Here is an 18,770-nt window from a genome sequence, read left to right as displayed (position 1 = left end):
ACTGCCTGAACGGGCGCTGCCGGGTGCGGCATCGTCAGGTGCGGCACCGCCGAAGGGGACTCGGCCGCGTCGGACACCTGAGGAACGGAGGCGTGCTGGTGGCCAAGAACATCCAGTCGCTGGAGCGGGCGGCGGCCATGCTGCGGCTGCTCGCGGGCGGCGAGCGCCGCCTCGGCCTGTCCGACATCGCCTCCTCGCTCGGCCTGGCGAAGGCCACGGCCCACGGCATCCTCCGCACCCTCCAGCACGAGGGGTTCGTCGAGCAGGACCCCGGCTCGGGCCGCTACCAGCTGGGAGCGGAGCTGCTGCGCCTGGGCACGACCTACCTCGACGTCCACGAGCTGCGGGCCCGCGCCCTGGTGTGGACGGACGACCTCGCGCGCTCCTCGGGTGAGGCGGTCTACCTCGGTGTGCTGCACCAGCACGGCGTGCTCATCGTCCACCACGTCTTCCGCCCCGACGACAGTCGCCAGGTGCTCGAGGTGGGCGCGATGCAGCCGCTGCACTCGACGGCCCTGGGCAAGGTCCTGGCCGCCACGGACCCGGTGGCGCACGCGGAGCTGGTGGACGCCAAGCGCGAGCCGTTCACGGCCCGCACGGTCACCGAACTCGACGAGATCGAGCGGGAGCTGGACCTCACCCGCTCCCAGGGCTACGCCACGGACAACGAGGAGACCCTGGAAGGGGTCGCCGCGGTGGCGGCCCCGATCTACGACCGGCGCCGCCTCGCGGTGGGCGCGGTCGGCATCACCGGCGCCGTCGAGCGGGTCTGCCGCGACGGCGAGCTGCGGCCCGAGCTCATCGCCGCCGTGCGCGACACGGCCCGCTCCGTCTCGCGCGATCTCGGGGCGAAACCCTTCTAGCGTTTCGTCCGTTTCCTGCACTTCCCTGCGCTTCCCGTGTGACCCTGGTATGCCTGTCTTGCAGGCGTTTCGGGTGTTTCATGATTGGAAAAGTGATGGACGTCACATATTACTTGACGGGTCGGTACGGAAGGAGAACACTTTCGTACATCGGTCGGCATTGTCGAACGCCTAACGGCTTCGGTGCTCGATCCGCCGCCCGTGTCGAAACAAGCCCTTCCAACGAGGTCGAAACCCCCAGTGTCGGCCTCGGACGCAGACAAAGGAGTCGGTGTGTCCAACTCAGACATCATCCTCGGCGAGGTCGTCGGCACCGCGGTGCTGATCCTCCTCGGCGCGGGCGTGTGCGCCGCCGTCACGCTCAAGAAGTCCAAGTCCCAGAACGCGGGCTGGCTCGCCATCGCCTTCGGGTGGGGCTTCGCGGTCCTCACCGCCGCCTACATCGCCGCCCCGATCTCGGGCGCGCACCTGAACCCGGCCGTCACCCTCGGCCTCGCCGTCCAGGGCAACGTGCCGTGGGACCAGGTCCCGGTCTACATCGTCTCCCAGGTCGTCGGCGCCCTCCTCGGCGCGGTTCTCGCCTGGGCCGCCTACTACGGCCAGTTCCAAGCCCACATGGCCGACATCGCCCACCAGGCCGACGCCGTCGAAGGCGCCAAGGACGCCAAGGCCGGCCCGGTCCTGGGCATCTTCTCCACCGGCCCCGAGGTCCGCAACGCCGCCCAGAACCTCGTCACCGAGATCATCGCGACCTTCGTGCTGGTCTTCGCGATCCTGACCCAGGGCCTCAACGACGCCGGCAACGGCCTGGGCACGCTCGGCGTGCTCATCACCTCGCTCGTCGTCGTGAGCATCGGCCTCTCGCTCGGCGGCCCCACCGGCTACGCCATCAACCCCGCCCGCGACCTCGGCCCCCGCATCGCCCACGCGATCCTGCCCATCAAGGGCAAGGGCCGCTCCGACTGGGGCTACGCCTGGATCCCGGTCGTGGGCCCCGTGGTCGGCGGCGTCCTCGCCGGCCTCCTCTACAACGTTGCCCTCGGGTAGCGATGAGGACACAATCGACGTATCCCTCGCCGACTCCCACCACGACAACGACGTTCTGGAGCGAACCATGACCGACACGCACACCGGCCCGTTCATCGCGGCCATCGACCAGGGCACCACCTCCTCGCGGTGCATCATCTTCGACCGCGACGGCCGCATCGTCGCCGTCGACCAGAAGGAGCACGAGCAGATCTTCCCCAAGCCCGGCTGGGTCGAGCACGACGCCGCCGAGATCTGGAAGAACGTGCAGGACGTCGTCGCCGGGGCCATGGTCAAGGCGGGCGCCTCCCGCGAGGACATCCTCTCCATCGGCATCACCAACCAGCGCGAGACCACCATGCTGTGGGACAAGCGCACCGGCAAGCCCGTCCACAACGCCATCGTCTGGCAGGACACCCGCACCGACGTGCTCTGCAAGAAGCTCGGCGGGGAGGTCGGCCAGGACCGCTGGCGCCAGGAGACGGGCCTGCCGCTCGCCGCCTACTTCGCCGGCCCCAAGATCGCCTGGCTCCTCGACAACGTCTCCGGCCTCCGCGAGCGCGCCGAGGCCGGCGAGCTCCTGTTCGGCACCATGGACTCCTGGGTCATCTGGAACCTCACCGGCGGCGTCAACGGCGGCGTGCACGTCACCGACGTCACCAACGCCTCCCGCACCCTCCTCATGAACCTCGAGGACCTGAGCTGGAACGAGGCGATCGCCGAGGAGATGGGCGTGCCCATGCAGGTGCTGCCCGAGATCCGCTCCTCCTCCGAGGTCTACGGCACCGTCACCGGCGGCCCCCTCGGCGGGCTCCTGGCGGGCGTGCCCGTCGCCTCCGCCCTCGGCGACCAGCAGGCCGCCCTGTTCGGGCAGACCTGCTTCGCCACCGGCGAGGCCAAGTCCACCTACGGCACCGGCACGTTCATGCTCATGAACACCGGCGAGAAGCTCATCCACTCCGAGTCCGGGCTCCTCACCACCGTCGGCTACCGCATCGGCGACCAGGACCCGGTCTACGCCCTCGAAGGCTCGATCGCCGTCACCGGCTCGCTCGTCCAGTGGATGCGCGACCAGATGGGGCTCATCAAGACCGCCGCCGAGATCGAGACGCTGGCGATGTCCGTGGAGGACAACGGCGGCGCGTACTTCGTCCCCGCCTTCTCCGGGCTCTTCGCCCCGTACTGGCGCTCCGACGCGCGCGGCGTCATCGCCGGCCTCACCCGGTACGTCACCAAGGCGCACATCGCGCGCGCCGTCCTGGAGGCCACCGCCTGGCAGACCCGCGAGATCACCGACGCCATGACCAAGGACTCCGGCGTCGAGCTCTCCGCGCTCAAGGTCGACGGCGGCATGACCTCCAACAACCTCCTCATGCAGTTCCTCGCGGACGTCCTCGACGCCCCCGTGGTGCGCCCGATGGTCGCCGAGACCACATGCCTCGGCGCCGCCTACGCGGCGGGCCTCGCGGTCGGCTTCTGGGAGAACGTCGAAGACCTGCGCGCGAACTGGCGCCGCGCCGCCGAATGGACGCCCGACATGGACCCCGAGGTCCGCGATCGGGAATACAAGAACTGGCTCAAGGCCGTCGAGCGGACCATGGGCTGGCAGGACGAGTAGAGGGAGCATCGCGATGACCACCTTGCAGCACGTCTCCGGCCCGGAGGCGAACCCGACCGGCCCCGTCCGCTTCACAGCGAACGTCGGCCGAGCCGAAGCACGCGAGCAGCTGGGGAGCGCCACGTTCGACCTGCTCGTCATCGGCGGCGGCATCCTGGGCATCTCCACGGCCTGGCACGCCGCCCAGTCGGGGCTGCGGGTGGCCCTCGTGGACGCCGGCGACTTCGCCGGCGCCACCTCCTCCGCCTCCTCCAAGCTCCTCCACGGCGGCCTGCGCTACCTGCAGACCGGCGCGGTGAAGCTGGTGGCGGAGAACCACTTCGAGCGCCGCGCCGTCACCCGCCAGGTGGCGCCGCACCTCTCCCGCCCGCTCAAGTTCTACCTGCCCGTCTACAAGGGAGGCCCGCACGGGGCCGCGAAGCTCGGCGCGGGCGTCTTCGCCTACTCCGCGCTCTCCGGCTTCGGCGACGGCGTCGGCCACCTGCTCAGCCCCGCCAAGGCCCGCGCGGCCGTCCCGGAGCTGCGCGTCAAGGACCTCAAGGCCGTCGCCGTCTACGGCGACAGCCAGATGAACGACGCCCGCATGGCCCTCATGACCACCCGCGCGGCGGTCGAGGCCGGCGCGTCGGTCCTCAACTACGCCGAGGTCACCGGCCTTCGCTTCACCGACGGCCGCGTCACCGGCGCCGACCTGCGCGACAAGGTCGACGGCACCGAGTTCGGCGTGAACGCCCACGTCGTCCTCAACGCCACCGGCCCGTGGGTCGACCACCTGCGCCGCATGGAGGACCGCGGGGCCGACCCGTCCATCCGGCTCTCCAAGGGCGCGCACCTGGTGCTCAAGCGCACCGCCGACTGGGGCGCGGCGCTGGCGACGCCGGTCGACAAGTACCGCATCACGTTCGCGCTGCCGTGGGAGGACATGCTCCTGCTCGGCACCACGGACGAGGTCTACGAAGGCGACCCGGGGCAGGTCTCGCCCACGAAGGCCGACTTCAAGCAGATCCTCGACGAGGCGAGCCTCTCGGTGCGCTCGCAGCAGCTCAATCCCGAGCTCATCACGTACGCGTTCGCGGGCCTGCGGGTCCTGCCGGGCGGCCCGGGGGCGACCGCGAAGGCCAAGCGGGAGACCGTGGTGACCGAGGGCCGCGGCGGGATGCTCTCGGTGGCGGGCGGCAAGTGGACCACGTTCCGTCACATCGGACGGACCGTGATGAAGAAGCTCGCGGCCCTGCCGGGCTACTCGCTCGGCCAGGAGATGGAGCCGATGGCGAACCTGCCGCACCGCCTGCCGCTGCCGGGCATCGCGAACCCTCACGCGGTCGCGCACCGGCTGCTCTCCGACGGCGGCGCGCCGCTGCCGAACCTCGGCGAGGACACCGCGAAGCACCTTGCGACGCACTACGGTTCGCTCGCCTTCGACATCACCCGCCTGGCGGGGGAGCACCCGGAGCTCGCCGAGCGCGTCCACCCGGACGCCCCGGAGATCATGGCCCAGGTCGTCTACGCCCGCGACGTCGAATGGGCCGAGACCGCCGACGACGTCCTCCGCCGCCGCACCACCCTCATGATCCGCGGCCTCGACACACCCGAGGTCCGCGCCAAAGTCCAGGCACTGCTCGACCGAAAGTAAAAGAGGGAGCGGCAAGGCCGCGACGCGAACCCCATTCGCGTCGCGGCCTTGCCATGTGCTGTCGCACCCCGATGGGACCATGGAGATCGGGGGGTCCCCGGGTGTCCGATTTGAAGGCTGGCGCCGCAAAGGCCCGTTAATCCCGGCCCGCGTCCGGGTGGATCGCCGTGAACAGCGAGTAGGGCTTCGCGTCCGGCCCCGGCTGGATCGCCGCCAGCTCGTCGAAGAGCACCTTGAACTTGCGGGTGACCTCCTCGTACTGCTCCTCGTTGAGCCGCATGCCGAGCCGGCCGATGTTCACCTTCGACGGGTCGCCCAGCTGCGCGACCTCGGTGCGGAACGCGTCCATCATCGCCGTCGACAGGTCCGACCAGTGCTCCTCGCCCAGCCGCAGCGCCCACGACTTCCGCGTCGCCAAGTACGGGATCTCCCGCGACCCCCGCGCGCCGACCCGCTCCTCCTGCGGCGCCAGGAACCCCGTTTCGACCAGCTTGCGCACATGGTGCAGCACCGTCGCCGGGTTCGACTCGAGCCGCTGGGCGATCTCCTTGTTCGTCAGCGCCTGGTCGAGGCACAGCCGCAGGATGCGCAACCGCACGGCCGACGCCACCGCCTTGGCCTCCGCCTCGGAGGCCAGCGGCCGGTCGTCCTTGAACCCCTCGGTCTTGCGCTGCTCTGCCACGCCTTCATCCTAGCGGTCCGAGTGATTGACAGAACCCAATTGATTGGGAATACTCAATCGCATGATCTCCCCCGGTGACGGCACTGCCGTGCCCCGCGACCGCCTCGGCCTCCTCCGCGAACGCGACTTCCGCGACCTCTTCCTCTCCACCACGGTCGCCCAAGTCGGCTACCAGATCACCTCGCTCGCCCTGCCGCTCGCGGCGGTCCTCGCACTCGACGCCGGCGAGCTCGAAGTCGGCGTGCTCTCCTCGATGACCATGGTCGCGTTCGTCCTCATCGGACTCCCGGCGGGCGCCTGGATCGACCGGATGCGCCGCCGCCGGGTCATGATCGTCAGCGACGTCGTACGCGCCGCCGTCCTGCTCACCGTCCCGATCGCCTGGTGGACCGGCACGCTCACCATCTGGCAGCTCTACGCCGTGGCACTCGTCATCGGCGCCTTCACCGTCTTCTTCGACGTCTCGTACCAGAGCTACCTGCCCCACCTCGTCGGCCGCGCGAACCTCGTCGAAGGCAACGCCAAACTCGAGACCGTCCGCTCCACCGCCCAGCTCGGCGGCCCCGTCCTCGCCGGCCAGCTCATCGCCTGGCTCACCGCGCCCGTCGCGCTGGCCTTCGACGCCGTCGCGCTCGGCGCCTCCGCGCTCTTCCTCCTGCGCATCCGCCGCCGCGAACCCAAACCCGAAGTGGCCCAAGGCTCCCGCATCGCCGCCGAGGTGAAGGAAGGCCTCGCGTTCGTCTTCAAGAACCGCATCCTCGCCTCGATCATCGCCTGCACCGGCTCCTGGAACTTCTGGATGGGCGCGTTCATGGCGATGATCGTGGTCTTCCTGCCCCGCGACATGGGCCTGACGCCCGGCGAGATCGGCCTCTTCTTCGCGCTCTTCGGCATCGGCGGCGTGGCGGGCGTGCTCGTCGTCGGCCCGGCCACCCGCCGGCTCGGCCAGGGCCCTGTCGTGTGGATCTCGGTCGCCGCGACCTCGCCGTGGATCCTGCTCATCCCGCTGGCCGAACCCGGTTGGCGCGTCTGGCTCGGCGCGGTCGCGATGACCTTCGTCGGCATCGGCGGCGTCGTCTACAACGTCACCCAGGTGAGCTTCCGCCAGCGCCTGACCCCCGACCGGATGCTCGGCCGGATGAACGCGACGGTCCGCTTCATCGTCTACGGCGCGTACGCGGTCGGCTCGCTCCTCGGCGGCGTCCTCGGCCAGGCCCTCGGCGCCCGCGCGACCCTCTGGATCGCAGCCGCCGGCATCTGCTCGGCGTTCCTGCCGGTCTTCTTCTCCCCGCTGCGGAATCTGCGCACCCTGCCCGAACCGGAACGGGAACGCGAACCGGTCGCGGCTTAAGGCGTCCTCGCGGGCAGCCCGTCGACGCCGCTGGCCGCGGGGAGGTCGCGCGTGCGCGCGACGTCGATGCTGGTGCGCACGAACGACCCGTCCACCGTGCCGCCGATGATGGCCGCGATGATGAGCAGCGGCAGGAGGACGGTGCGGATCACCATCGCCCACGGGCCTTTGGCGCCGATCCGCCCGCCGTCGCGCAGCCGTACCAGCCGCGTGCCGGTGCACAGCGCGCCGAGCGCGCGGCCGTCGGTGTAGCAGAGGCCGTAGAGGAGCGGCACGCCGAAGAGCAGCACCGCCATGCCCAGCACGAGCATGCCGCCGCCGAGGTGCAGCGCGTCATCGAGCGCCGCCAGGGCCCCGACCCCCATGAGCAGTCCGAACAGGACCACGATCGCGTCGATCAGCCACGCGAAGGTCCGCGCCCAGCCGCCGGCCTCGACGTACCGTGTCCCGTTGCCGAACGCCTTGACTCTGCTCGCTGCCATGCGTACCAGCGTATCCGCGCGTGTCGAGTCCGCTGTCTGGCGAGCGGGCGGCTCAGTTCTGGGCGTCGAAGCCGGGGGAGTAGGTGTAGGTGCCGCGCAGGTCGTCGCGCCAGTTGGCGAGCCTGCGGACCTGGAACGCGGGCTCCCACTCGGCTTCCTGCGGGTCGATGCCGTACCGGGCGGCGGGCTCGAAACCGAAGCGGCCGTAGTAGTCCGGGTTGCCGAGGAGGATGATCATGGGCTCGTCGCGCGCGTCGGCCGCCGCGATGGACGCGTGCATGAGGGCCGACCCGATCCCCTTGCCGTGCAGCGCCGGGTCGACGCCGATCGGGCCGAGGCCGAGGACGCGCTCGCCGGCGAGTCGCCCGTACGAGCACACGGCGTGCCCGACCGGCTTGCCGTCGATCTCGGCCACGAGCGAGAGCTGCGGCACCCAGTCCTCGCTCCCGCGGAGGGCGTCGACGATCGCGGCCTCGGTCCCGGAGGCGTAGGCGACCGTGGCGAAGGCGGCGTCGTGGAGGGCGTGGATGAGGGGCCCGTCGCCCTCGATCTCGCGGCGAATGAGAGTCATGGGGCCGAGTATCACAGCCTGCCCGAACGCCCGCAACGGATTTGGCGGGCCGCCGTCGGCGAGGCCTTGTCACGTTCGCGGTTCCCGGCGGGTCAGTACAGTGGGGCAGGCCCGAATGGAGGATGCGATGAGTCAGAGCATTGCGGTGGAGGCGCGGCGGTTCGAGGCGCACCGCGAGCACTTGCGGGCCGTGGCGTTCCGGATGCTCGGCAGCGCCGCCGAGGCGGACGACGCGGTCCAGGAGGCGTGGCTGCGGTCCGCGCGCACCGACACCGCCGACGTGGCGAACCTGCGCGGCTGGCTCACGACCGTGGTCTCGCGGGTCTGCCTGAACCTGCTGCGCTCGCGCCGCCACCGCCAGGAGGACGCGCTCGAGGCCGACCTGCCGCTGGCCGCGGGGCCGGGAGCGGGCGGCGACCCGGAGTCGGACGCGGTCATGGCCGACGCGGTCGGCTCGGCGCTCCAGGTGGTCATCGAGGCGCTCGGCCCGGCCGAACGCGTGGCGTTCGTGCTGCACGACCTGTTCGGCGTGCCCTTCGACCGCATCGCGCCGGTGCTCGACCGCACGCCCGAGGCCACCCGCCAGCTCGCCAGCCGCGCCCGCCGGCGGGTCCGCGCGGGCCGCGACCGCGCCGAGGCGGATCGCGATGCGCGGCAGCGCAAGTCGGTGGTCGACGCCTTCCTCGCCGCCGCCCGTGAAGGCCGCTTCGAGGACCTGCTCGCCGTGCTCGATCCCGACATCGTGGTCGTCGCCGACGAGGATGCGGTCGCGACCGGTTTCTCCGGCCGCGAGGTCATCGGCGCCTCCGCGGTGGCGGCGATCTTCAATGGCCAGGCCCGGGACGCGGTCACCGTGCTCATCGACGGCCTCGCCGGAGTCATGTGGGCCCCGGGCGGCTCGCCCCGCTCGGTCCTGTCCTTCGCCGTGGTCGACGGCAAGGTGACCAGCATCGAGATCATGAACGCCCCCACCACGATCGCGGGTCTCGCCCTCGAACCGGCCGGCGCCTGACAGACCGTAGATGAAGCCGCGCGCCTCGCGCGGCGGGTTTCCTCCGGCCATCGTCCGATGCCTGAGGGGCCGGCTCGACTCCGCGGCCGTCCCCGGCGCAGCCCTCTGCGCGGCGTTTCCCGGGCAGGGCTGACGCCATCGGCGCCCGGGAAGAAGTGCCCTTATGCAACGATCGCTCGGGGGTACGACATTTTCGGGTCCCTGAGTGCGGTAAGGGCCGGTGGTCTCGCTCACTGAGCTTCGACCACCGGCCCTTTCGAGGCTGTTCAGGAACAGGCGCCTACTGTTCGATGAGGACCTTCACGTCCCACGGCCCGAGCTGCAGGACCGCGCCCGCTTGGTGGGCGGTGTCGTCGATCGCGTCGGTCGCCGCCGCGGGCAGCGGGTAGTCGATCTCGTTCCAGGACCAGTTGTGGATGAACCGGACCGTGCGGCCTTCGGCCGTCACGCCGCTGGTGGTGGTCACGCTGGGGTGCTCGGGGCGCCATGCGTTCTCCGGGGCGATCCACTCGAAGAGCGCTTGGCCGAAGGCCGAGTTGGGGATGGTGCCGACGTACGTGACGCGGCCACTGCCGTGCGCCTTCGTGGTCGCCGCCGCGAAGCGGCCGTAGTGCGGGTGCACATATTCGGCGAGCGGTTCGGCGCCTTCGACATTGAGGCCGTCGGCCCACTTCACGGCCGCCGCGCCTTCGGGCAGCGCCAGCGGCGAACCCTCCGGCGAACGCAGGGTGAGCGCTTCCTTGAGGTTCGCGAACTCGTCGTACCAGACGCCGGCGGCCTCGGTGAGGCGCGCGGGCTTCACGTCGCGGCGCGCCCGCGCCTCCTCGTCGGCGTAGGCGGTGCGCGGCCCCACGACGAGGTGCCCTCCCGCCGCCGCGTAAGCGGTGAGCCAGTCGAGCAGGTCGTCGTCCTCCGCGTAGAGGCCCGCGGCCACGAGGACCGGGTACTCGGCGGCCGCTTCCTCCGGCGAACCCAGCTGGCTGGTGTGGACGATGCGGGCCTGGAGGCCGGCGTCGAACGCGGAGCGGTAGAACGGACCGTGGATCGCCTCGAACGAGCGGTGCTCGGGGCCGCCGTCGTCGTTCTGGATCTGCGGCTCGGCCGCCAGAGCCCATTCGCTGCGCTTCGAGTACAGGATCGCCACATCAGCGCTCGGCACCATGCCCTGCAGGGCCTCGCCGGTCTTGCGCAGCTCCGCGCCGATCCGGGCGAGCTCGCGGTAGGTCCGCCCGGGCTGCCCGCTGTGGGGCAGCACCCCGCCCCAGTACGTCTCGGTGCCGAAGTGGAGGGTCTGCCACTGCCAGTACTCGATCATGGCCGCGCCGCGCGAGACGAGCGCCCAGGCGGCCTGGCGCCACTGCCCGTCGAAGGCCGGCTCGTTCCACCACGGCATGCCGATGGCCTGCGCGTTGGTCTCGGTGACCAGGTACGGCGCCTGCTTCGAGGAGTACATGCGGTCGGCGGAGTGGTAGAGCGCCCACGCGCCCTTGGTGTTCCAGTCGATGGCGCTGCCGCCGTCGGCGGCGGGCATCGCGAGGCCGTCCTGCATCGCGTAGTACGGGTTCCCGGCGGTCACGTCGAGGTCCGCGGTGAGCGCGGGGTCGTCGATGCCGGGGCGCGAGTAGGAGATGCACGTGGTCACGAACTGGTCCTCGCGCGCGTACTCGCGGGCCAGCTCGGCCTGCCAGTGGATGAACTCGGTGGTCAGGTCCGCCTGGAACTGCCGCCACGCGAGCGTGTACTGCGGCTGCGCGTTCCCGTCGGGCCGCCACAGGTCGGCCCACGTGCTGAGCCGGTGCGACCAGTAGACCAGGCCCCATTCGCGGTTGAGGGTCTCGACGTCGCCGTACTTGGCCCGCAGGCGGTCGACGAACTGCTGGAAGACGCCCTCGTTGTGGAAGATCTGGAGGCCGGGCTCGTTGTCGACCTGGAAGCCGATGACGGCCGGGTGGTCGGCGTACCGGGCCATGATCTTGCGGATGACGCGCTCGGCGTGGAACTTGAACGCGGCGTGCGTGTAGTCGACCTCCTGGCGTCCGCCCCACGGGATGCGCTCGCCGGTGCGGCGCTCGCCGGCGATCTCGGGGTAGAGGCGCACGAGCCACGGCGGGACGGCGTACGTGGGGGTGCCGAGGATGACGGCGATGCCGCGCTCGTGCGCGCCGTCGAGGACCGGCTGCAGCCAGTCGAGGTCGAACCTGCCGTTCTCGGGCTCCCAGGTGCTCCAGACGGATTCGCCGACGCGGATGACCGAGAACCCGGCGTCGACCATGAGGTCGAGGTCGGTCTTGAGCCGCGCCCGGGCGGCCTCGGTGTCGAATCCGCCGACGGCGTCCGGCTGGTATTCGAAGTAGTACGCGGCCCCGAACAGGATCGGGTTCGGCCAGTGGGACATCTGCGGCTCCTTCTGACTACGTAGTCAGCCCGTACCGTACGCAACCCCGGGAGCGTATGTCAACCCCTATCCCGCCGCCCCGTTTCCGCACCACAGCAGGCGAATGCAAAGGGCCGCCCGCATCCGCGGGCGGCCCTCAGTCCATTCGATGAATATTCGATGCCGTCAGTATTCGACGCCCAGCGCCCGGCCGGACTCCTCGGCGTCGATAGGCGACTCGACCGGCTCCTCCTCGGCCAGCTCCGCCAGCCGGATCGGGGACGCGATGGGCCGCTTCGCGAATCCGGCGGCGTCGACGCCCGCCAGCTCGGCCACGTTCCGGCCGCACACCCGGCCCTGACACAGGCCCAGACCGGCGCCGCTCACGAGCTTGAGCGAGCGCACCGCCTCCACGTCCCGCTCGTCCACGGCCCGGTAGAGCGCCGCCTTCGTGACCTCTTCGCACCGGCACACGATCGTGTCGTCGCGCAGCCAGCCCTGCCAGCCCGGCAGCACCGGGTACGCCGCGTTCAGCGCCGCCGCGAACTTCCGGCCCGACCGCACCCGCGCCATCGCCTTCAACGGCGGTTCGACCGCCGCGCCCACGAACTTCGCCGCCGCCGCGCCCGCGACCTCGCCCTCGGACGCTGCCAGCGCCGCCCCGCCGATGCCCGTCAGCTCTCCGGCCGCGAACACGCCCGGGGCCGAAGTCCCTTGCGCCGCATCGACGACGACGAACCCGTCCTCGACCCGGCACCGCGCCGCCAGCGCGAGCTCCAGCTGCGGCGTGAACCCGAACCCGACCGCCACGGCGTCGGCCTCGATGCGCCGCTCCGTGCCCGGCACCGGGTTCCACAGGCCGTCGAGCCGCGCCACGGTCACCGACTCCACGACGTCGATGCCGTGCGCCTCGATCACCGCGGACCGCGACCGGTACGGCACCCGGTGCCGCGCCAGCGCCGCCGCGAACCGCATCAGCTCACCGGTCTTCGACCAGCCCGCCAGTGCCCCCGGCGGGTCGGAGAGCCACCCGGTGACCGCCGCATTCGCCTCCGCGACCTCCACGACCCGCGCGCCGGCGCCGATCAGCGAGGCCGTCACCGGCAGCAGGAACGGCCCGGTCCCGCCGACCACGACCCGGTCGCCGACCGCCACGCCCTGGCCTTTCGCGAGCGCTTGCGCCGCACCGGCGGTGAACACCCCCGGCAGGTCCCAGCCCGGGAACGGCAGCGCCCGGTCGTACGCGCCCGTGGCGAGCACGAGCGCCCGCGCCTCGACCGCCCGGCCGTGGCGCCGCGGACCGTCGGCGGGGCCGATGCGCAGGTGCACGCGGTGCCCGCCGTCGACCGGCTCGATCGCCCACACGGTCGCGTCCGCGACGTGCTCGACGTTCCCCGGGAGGACGAACGCGTCGCCGGGCGCGAGCGCGTCCTGCCGGTGGTACTGCCCGCCGAGCTTCGCGCCCGCGTCGATGAGGACCACGTCGACGCCGTGCCGCGCGGCCGCTGCGGCGGCCGCCATCCCGGCCGGGCCCGCCCCGACCACCACGATGCGCCTCATGACGGCAGCTCCGCCCCGGTCTGGGTGCGGATGTCGTCGCCGTCGGCCACGACCCGCTGGCAGGCCCGCACATCGGGCACGCCGTTCACGTTCACCAGGCAGTCGAAGCACACCCCGATGCCGCAGAACAAGCCGCGCGGGCGGCCCGCGCCGCGCGTGGTCCGCCACGAGCGGACCCCTTTCGCGAGCAGGACCCCCGCGACGGTCTGGCCCTCCTCGGCCTCGAACTCTTCGCCGTCGAACAGCACTCTCACGTCCGCACCTCCGCGATCACCGCAGGCCTGTCCACTCTGAACCGGGTCGGGTCCACCACGGGCGCCCGCCCGTACATCAGGTCCGCCAGCAGGCGCCCCGTCGCCGGCGCCAGGCCGATCCCGGCGCCCTCGTGGCCGGAAGCGTGCCACAGCCCCCGGAAGCGCGGGTCCTCGCCGATCACCGGCAGGTGGTCGGGCGTGTACGGCCGGAACCCGCCGTACGCGCGCATCACCGGCACGCCCGCCAGCACCGGGAAGAGCTTCACGGCGCTGCGCGCGAGCCGCCGCAGCACCTCCACTTGCAGGGCCTCGTCGAAGCCGACGCGCTGGCGGCTCGAACCGATGAGGACCGTGCCCGTCGCGGTCGACTCCACGACCGCCGACACCTGCAGGTCCACGTCGGAACTCGCCACGGCCGCAACGTAATCGGCGGCATAGACCTTGCGGCTCACGACGTGGGGGAGCGGGGCGGTCACCAGGACCATGCCCCGGCGCGGCAGCACCTCGACGGGCGCGCCCGCCGCGGCGCCGAAATGCCCCGCCCACGGCCCGCAGGCGTTCACGACCGCGCCGCACGCGATCGTCCCCTCGCCCACGCGCACGCCCGCGACCTTGCCGTTCACGACGACCAGGCCGTGCGCCTCGGACCAGCCGCGCACGTCGCCGCCGCGCGAGCGCACGGCCGCGAGCATCGCGGTGGCGGCGAGCACGGGCTGCAGCTGCGCATCCTCGGGATAGTGGACCGCGGCGGCGACGTGCTCGGTCAGGTGCGGTTCCATCTCGCGCGCCGTGGCGGCGTCGACGGCGGTCGCCTGGACGCCCGCCCGGCGCTGCGCCTCCGCGAGGATCGCGAGCGGGCCCCGGGCGTCGTTCTCGGTGGCGACCACCAGGCCGCCCTTGGGCTCCCATTCGACCCGCGCGATCTCGTCGCCGAGCTCGGCCCGCAGCGACTCGATCAGCTCGGGCCACAGCCGCCGCGACGCGACGGCCAGGTCCAGTTCCGGCCCGGGGGCCTTGTCCGACAGCAGCACATTGCCCTCGCCCCCGGCCGTGGTCCCCCCGGCGGGGGCGCCGCGATCGACCACGAGGACCCGCATCCCGGAGGCGCTGAGCGCCTCCGCACACGCGGCACCGATGATCCCGGCCCCGATCACGACGACGTCAGCGGTCTCGATGCGACTCACCTGCCCCTCAACACACGCACGATCAGAGAGTATGCCCGCTCCCGGACCCGGTTACACGGCGGTCCGCGGACCGGGCCGCGCCTCCCGCATGGTGAAAACGGCGCGACCGCCCGCGCCCGCTGCCCTTACCCTTCCCGCAGCGACGACGAAGGACGATGCCTTATGGAACCCCCGATCGACGGCCCCGTGCTCCAAGGCGACCGCGTGCGCCTCGAACCCCTCGCGCACGCGCACGCGGCGGACCTCGCCGCGGCCGCAGAAGAAGGCCGCGACCGGTACGGGTTCACGTGGGTCCCGCGCGCCGACGAGGTCGGCGACTACATCGACCAGCAGCTCGAACGCCAGTCCCAGGGCCGGCTCGCCCCGTACGCCCAGATCGACCTCGCCACCGGCCGCGCGGTCGGCGCGACCGCCCTCTGGGACCCGCGCCACCTGCCCGGCCGCGGCCTCTACGCGATCGAGGTCGGCTTCACCTGGCTCGCCGCCTCTGCCCAGGGCACCGGCCTCAACGCCGAAGCGAAGCTCCTGCTCTTCCGCCACGCCTTCACCGTCCTCGGCGTCGAACGCGTCGACCTCAAGACCGACGCCCGCAACGCCCGCTCCCGCGCCGCCATCGAGGCCGCGGGCGCGAGGTTCGAAGGCGTCCTTCGCAACTGGTCCCGCTCCTGGGCACCCGGCGAGGACGGCCTCCTCCGCGACTCCGCGATCTTCTCCATCACCCGCGCCGAATGGCCCGACACCGAAGCGGCCCTTGAGAAGCGCCTCGCCCGCATTCGCGAGCGATGCGCATGAGGGCCACTGTGGCGCAACGCCGCTAATCTGGCGCGCATGAGATCGAACCAAGGGCCGCCCGACCTCGACGGCGGGTCCGGTCCGCGATGGCCTTCGCGGCTCGGCCGCGCCCTGGGCATCACGGCGCTGCAGATCCTGGCCGCGGTCGCCGTGTTCGCTCTCTTCCTGATCCCGGCCGCCAACGCCACCTCGGACGGCCCCGACGACTGGCCCGGATTCGAGTACCTCGTCATTGGCGTGTTCGCGGCGCCCGCCGCCGCGGCGATCGTCGGCATGCTCGTCGCCGCCCGCATGCGCATGCCGCTCTACGGCCTCTACGCGCTGCCGGCGCTGATGGCACTGGCGGGATTCATAGCGTCGGTCACCGGCAGCCGACTGCTCCTCCCCGGCCCGTGGATCTTCATCGCCGGCAATCTCCTCATCGCCCTCGCCACCGTCCACATGCCACGCCGGCCCAGGAAGCCTCAAACCGGCGTCTCTCATTGACCAGAGCCGGCGGCGAGTGCGCCTTCCGAATGCCAATGCCGCCCTCGTCATGAATGCCGGATGAACTCCACGGTGCCGCCGACGATCTGCCCGCCCGCCTTCTCCAGCAGCCATTTGGAACCCGGGTTGGCCGCGTCGCACTCGGTGGCCACCGTCTCGTGGCCGCGATCGCGCAGCACCCGGAACGCCGTGCCCAGCAGCGCCGCCGCGACCCCGCGCCCGCGGTACGGCCGCGCCGCCGCGACCAGGCCGAGGCGCGGCCCCGACGCCACCATCCAGACCCGCACGATCCCGGCGAACCGCTCGGCCGCCGGGTCCCAAGCGATCGGATAGACCGCCGGGTCGTAGGCGGCGTCGCCGTGCTCGCCCTCCCAGAACGCGGCGTCCGAGCGCCATCCCCGCAGCCCCGGGATGTCGGCGCGGATCTCGTCGTCGAAGCGCCGCACCGCGTCCATGCCGAACGTCTCGGGCGAGCCGAGCGTGAACCCGGCCAGCGCCGCGTCGTCCCAGTCGGCCGCCGTCGCGACCGGCAGCGTCCAGTCGTGCTCGTACCGCTCGCCCACGAAACCGGCCGCAGCGAGTTCCCGCTGCAGGCCCCGCTCGTGCACGTCGGCCAGGGTGTGCACCGGTCGGTCCGCGCCGATCGCCGCGCACAAGGCGGCGATCAGTTCCGCGTCGATCGGGTCGAACCAGGCGAAGCGCTTTCCGTCCGGGCGGTCCCACACGTGCGCCGTCCCGACCCGGCCCGATCCATTACGGACTTCCCAGCGGTCCTCGACCTGCTTGATCTCCATGCTGCTCCTAGCCGCGCCTGGGCGGGGTGCCGTAGACCGGGCGGTATTCGGCGAACTCGGTCGTGAAGAGCGCCAGGCCCTCCGTGATGCCCGGGAGGCGCCGCTCGACGCCGTGGACGGCTTCGGTCGGCATGAACCCCGAGACGTAGCCGGTGGTCTCGGTCGAGAACTGGCCCTTGATGTTCGAGCGAGCCTCGCCGAGGGTCTTGAGCACCGCGTTGCCGGTTCCGGACGGGAACTCCACGTGGAAGCTGTTCACCGGCTCGCAGACCACGGTGCCGGCCTCTTTGAGCATGAGGTCGAGGAGGAACGCGGTGACCTCGCGGAAGTCGTTCGCGGTGCTGGCCCGGCCGATGTAGCCGGTGGCCGTCAACAGGACCCGGCAGTCGGTCACCGCCCAGCCGTACAGACCCCGCCTCAGGACCTTGTGGACGGTCTCCTCCACGGCGTTGCGGAGCGCCCGCGTCAAAGAGCCCCGCTCGACCTCGAGCCCGTAGTGCAGGCCGGACCCCGGCTCGCCCGGCTCCAGCCGCAGGCCCACGGTCGCGATGTGCGGGGTCTGCTGCCACGGGCCCATCTCGTGGAGCGCCTCGACCGTCCGGGCCGGGCGCTCGACGTGGATCGCGCGCGTCTCCTCGAACTCGACCGCGATGCCGAACTCCTCGTCCAGCAGCGAGGCCACTACTTCTTTCTGCACCTCGCCGTAGAGCCGCACCGCCATCTCCTCGGACAGCTCGTCCAAGTGCGGGTCGACCAGCGGATCCCGCTCGGCCAGGCTCAGCAGCGCCCGGTTCAGCGGGATGCGGTCGTGCGGATCGGCCGGGCGCACCACCGTCTCCAGCGTCGGCGGCGTGAAGAACCCGCCGCTCGCCAGCGCGTCCTCCGAGCCGATCGCGTCGCCGATGCGGACCTCGGTGAGGCCCTTGACCTTCGCGATGCTCCCGGGCTCGGCGACCGCCGTCACCGTCTCGGTGCCGGTCGCGAAGACCTCTACGGCGGTCACCTTGCCCTCGAAGGACTCGACGGTCCCGTCGACGCGGCGGAACGTCGTGAGCTGCTCCCGCGGTGCGATCCGCCCGCTGCGCAGCCGCACGTACGCCACCTTCTGGCCCGCCGCGGCGTGCTCGACCTTGAACACCGTCCCGACCGGCTCGCCCTCCGGGTCCCGTTGCGGCACAGGAAGATACCGGCGGATGCCGTCGGTCAGCGCCGCCACGCCCGCGCCGGTCACGGCCGACCCGAAGTAGACCGGGTGGGCCCGGCCAGTGCGCACCTGCGCGGCCAGCTCGGCGTCGCAGTCGAGCGCGTCGGGGTCGTCGAGGTACGCGGCCAGGAACTCGTCCGAGCCCGCGGTGAGCATCTCGACCGCCTGCTCGGTGAAAACCGGGTCGCCGAACCCGAACGGCGCCACTTCGGCGTCGCCGGTGCCGATCGCCCGGACCGTCCCCATCGGCAGCAGCCGCGGGCTCAGCATCTCGGCCAGGTCCCGCATGAGGTCGTCCTCGCGCGCGCCCCGGCGGTCGACCTTGTTGACGAACAGGAGCGTCGGCACGCCCAGCCGCTCCAGCGTGCGGAACAGGACGCGCGTCTGCGCCTGCACGCCTTCGACGGCCGAGACCACGAGCACCGCGCCGTCGAGCACGCGAAGCGCCCGCTCCACCTCCGCGATGAAGTCGGTGTGACCGGGAGTGTCGATGAGGTTGACGGTGAGGCCGTCCAGCTGGAACGCCACGACCGCCGACTGGATGGTGATACCGCGCCGCCGCTCCAAGTCCATGGAGTCGGTCTGCGTGCTGCCGGAGTCGACGCTGCCGACGCGGTCGATGATGCCCGCGTTGAACAGCAGCCGCTCGGTCAGGCTGGTCTTACCGGCGTCGACGTGGGCGAGAATCCCCAGATTCAGAAAAGGCAAAGCAGGTCCTCGAGAGTGAGATCGTCTGGTTTCGGATGAGGCACTCCGAGATTTGGCGCATGGCGATCTCCTGCTCAGGCGAGGACTGACACGTCTGGACCGACGATCAGCCGAGGGTAGGACCCCTCAGGGGACCGCGCAAGCGAATTAGCGCGCACCGGACCGCTAGCATCCGG

The 18,770-nt window shown here is 71.8% G+C and carries 17 protein-coding genes; 8 read left to right on the top strand and 9 right to left on the bottom strand.

Going from position 1 to position 18,770, the window contains the following annotated elements; genetic code table 11:
• Positions 1-98 precede the first annotated feature (98 nt).
• The 4 genes from J5V16_RS08780 (at position 99) to J5V16_RS08765 (ending at position 5,140) form a co-directional block, all read left to right on the top strand.
• Positions 99-863 (top strand): IclR family transcriptional regulator, encoded by a 765-nt coding sequence (locus tag J5V16_RS08780; protein WP_208496172.1) that lies wholly within the window; start codon positions 99-101, stop codon positions 861-863.
• Positions 864-1,136: 273 nt separating this feature from the next.
• Positions 1,137-1,910, top strand: a complete 774-nt coding sequence (locus J5V16_RS08775) for an MIP/aquaporin family protein (RefSeq protein ID WP_208495728.1) — start codon at positions 1,137-1,139, stop codon at positions 1,908-1,910.
• A gap of 67 nt (positions 1,911-1,977) precedes the next feature.
• The gene (glpK, locus tag J5V16_RS08770) at positions 1,978-3,507 is read left to right on the top strand and encodes a glycerol kinase GlpK (protein WP_208495727.1); all 1,530 of its coding nucleotides are present in this window, start codon (positions 1,978-1,980) and stop codon (positions 3,505-3,507) included.
• 13 nt (positions 3,508-3,520) lie between these two features.
• On the top strand, positions 3,521-5,140 hold the full coding sequence (locus J5V16_RS08765; RefSeq protein WP_208495726.1) for a glycerol-3-phosphate dehydrogenase/oxidase: 1,620 nt from the start codon (positions 3,521-3,523) through the stop codon (positions 5,138-5,140).
• Between the two features lie 136 nt (positions 5,141-5,276).
• On the opposite strand, the gene J5V16_RS08760 is transcribed toward J5V16_RS08765, so the two are convergent.
• Positions 5,277-5,822: an ArsR/SmtB family transcription factor gene (locus J5V16_RS08760; RefSeq protein ID WP_208495725.1), complete on the bottom strand. Its 546-nt coding sequence runs from the start codon at positions 5,820-5,822 to the stop codon at positions 5,277-5,279.
• Positions 5,823-5,883: 61 nt separating this feature from the next.
• On the opposite strand from J5V16_RS08760, the gene J5V16_RS08755 reads away from it, so the two are divergent.
• Positions 5,884-7,173: an MFS transporter gene (locus J5V16_RS08755; protein ID WP_208495724.1), complete on the top strand. Its 1,290-nt coding sequence runs from the start codon at positions 5,884-5,886 to the stop codon at positions 7,171-7,173.
• On the opposite strand, the gene J5V16_RS08750 is transcribed toward J5V16_RS08755, so the two are convergent.
• Both J5V16_RS08750 and J5V16_RS08745 read right to left on the bottom strand, forming a co-directional pair.
• Positions 7,170-7,655 (bottom strand): RDD family protein, encoded by a 486-nt coding sequence (locus tag J5V16_RS08750; RefSeq protein ID WP_208495723.1) that lies wholly within the window; start codon positions 7,653-7,655, stop codon positions 7,170-7,172. The two genes, J5V16_RS08755 and J5V16_RS08750, sit on opposite strands and share 4 nt — an antisense overlap.
• 52 nt (positions 7,656-7,707) lie before the next feature.
• Positions 7,708-8,226 carry a GNAT family N-acetyltransferase gene (locus J5V16_RS08745; protein ID WP_208495722.1) on the bottom strand — a complete coding sequence of 173 codons (519 nt, stop codon included), beginning with the start codon at positions 8,224-8,226 and terminating at the stop codon, positions 7,708-7,710.
• Between the two features lie 127 nt (positions 8,227-8,353).
• On the opposite strand from J5V16_RS08745, the gene J5V16_RS08740 reads away from it, so the two are divergent.
• Positions 8,354-9,238, top strand: coding sequence for a sigma-70 family RNA polymerase sigma factor (locus J5V16_RS08740; protein ID WP_208495721.1), 885 nt, complete (start codon positions 8,354-8,356; stop codon positions 9,236-9,238).
• A gap of 280 nt (positions 9,239-9,518) precedes the next feature.
• On the opposite strand, the gene J5V16_RS08735 is transcribed toward J5V16_RS08740, so the two are convergent.
• From J5V16_RS08735 to J5V16_RS08720, 4 genes are all read right to left on the bottom strand, one after another.
• Complete coding sequence (locus J5V16_RS08735; protein WP_208495720.1) at positions 9,519-11,633, bottom strand: beta-galactosidase; 2,115 nt, start codon at positions 11,631-11,633, stop codon at positions 9,519-9,521.
• 165 nt (positions 11,634-11,798) lie between these two features.
• Positions 11,799-13,172: an NAD(P)/FAD-dependent oxidoreductase gene (locus J5V16_RS08730; RefSeq protein ID WP_208495719.1), complete on the bottom strand. Its 1,374-nt coding sequence runs from the start codon at positions 13,170-13,172 to the stop codon at positions 11,799-11,801.
• Positions 13,169-13,426 carry a (2Fe-2S)-binding protein gene (locus J5V16_RS08725; RefSeq protein ID WP_208495718.1) on the bottom strand — a complete coding sequence of 86 codons (258 nt, stop codon included), beginning with the start codon at positions 13,424-13,426 and terminating at the stop codon, positions 13,169-13,171. Before J5V16_RS08725 ends, J5V16_RS08730 begins: the two co-directional genes overlap by 4 nt.
• On the bottom strand, positions 13,423-14,601 hold the full coding sequence (locus tag J5V16_RS08720; RefSeq protein WP_208496171.1) for an NAD(P)/FAD-dependent oxidoreductase: 1,179 nt from the start codon (positions 14,599-14,601) through the stop codon (positions 13,423-13,425). Before J5V16_RS08720 ends, J5V16_RS08725 begins: the two co-directional genes overlap by 4 nt.
• A gap of 171 nt (positions 14,602-14,772) precedes the next feature.
• On the opposite strand from J5V16_RS08720, the gene J5V16_RS08715 reads away from it, so the two are divergent.
• Complete coding sequence (locus J5V16_RS08715; RefSeq protein WP_208495717.1) at positions 14,773-15,402, top strand: GNAT family N-acetyltransferase; 630 nt, start codon at positions 14,773-14,775, stop codon at positions 15,400-15,402.
• Positions 15,403-15,438: 36 nt separating this feature from the next.
• Positions 15,439-15,888, top strand: coding sequence for a hypothetical protein (locus tag J5V16_RS08710; protein ID WP_208495716.1), 450 nt, complete (start codon positions 15,439-15,441; stop codon positions 15,886-15,888).
• 47 nt (positions 15,889-15,935) lie between these two features.
• On the opposite strand, the gene J5V16_RS08705 is transcribed toward J5V16_RS08710, so the two are convergent.
• A complete protein-coding gene (locus J5V16_RS08705) occupies positions 15,936-16,682 on the bottom strand; it encodes a GNAT family N-acetyltransferase (protein WP_208495715.1) in 747 nt (248 codons plus the stop codon).
• Positions 16,683-16,689: 7 nt separating this feature from the next.
• Positions 16,690-18,594, bottom strand: a complete 1,905-nt coding sequence (locus tag J5V16_RS08700) for a GTP-binding protein (RefSeq protein ID WP_208495714.1) — start codon at positions 18,592-18,594, stop codon at positions 16,690-16,692.
• Positions 18,595-18,770: the final 176 nt, after the last annotated feature.

The sequence above is a fragment of the Glycomyces niveus genome (genome assembly GCF_017592475.1).
GTDB lineage: Bacteria > Actinomycetota > Actinomycetes > Mycobacteriales > Micromonosporaceae > Glycomyces > Glycomyces niveus.
Note: the sequence above shows the minus strand (reverse complement) of the source record. Positions and strands in the feature narration are given on the sequence as shown.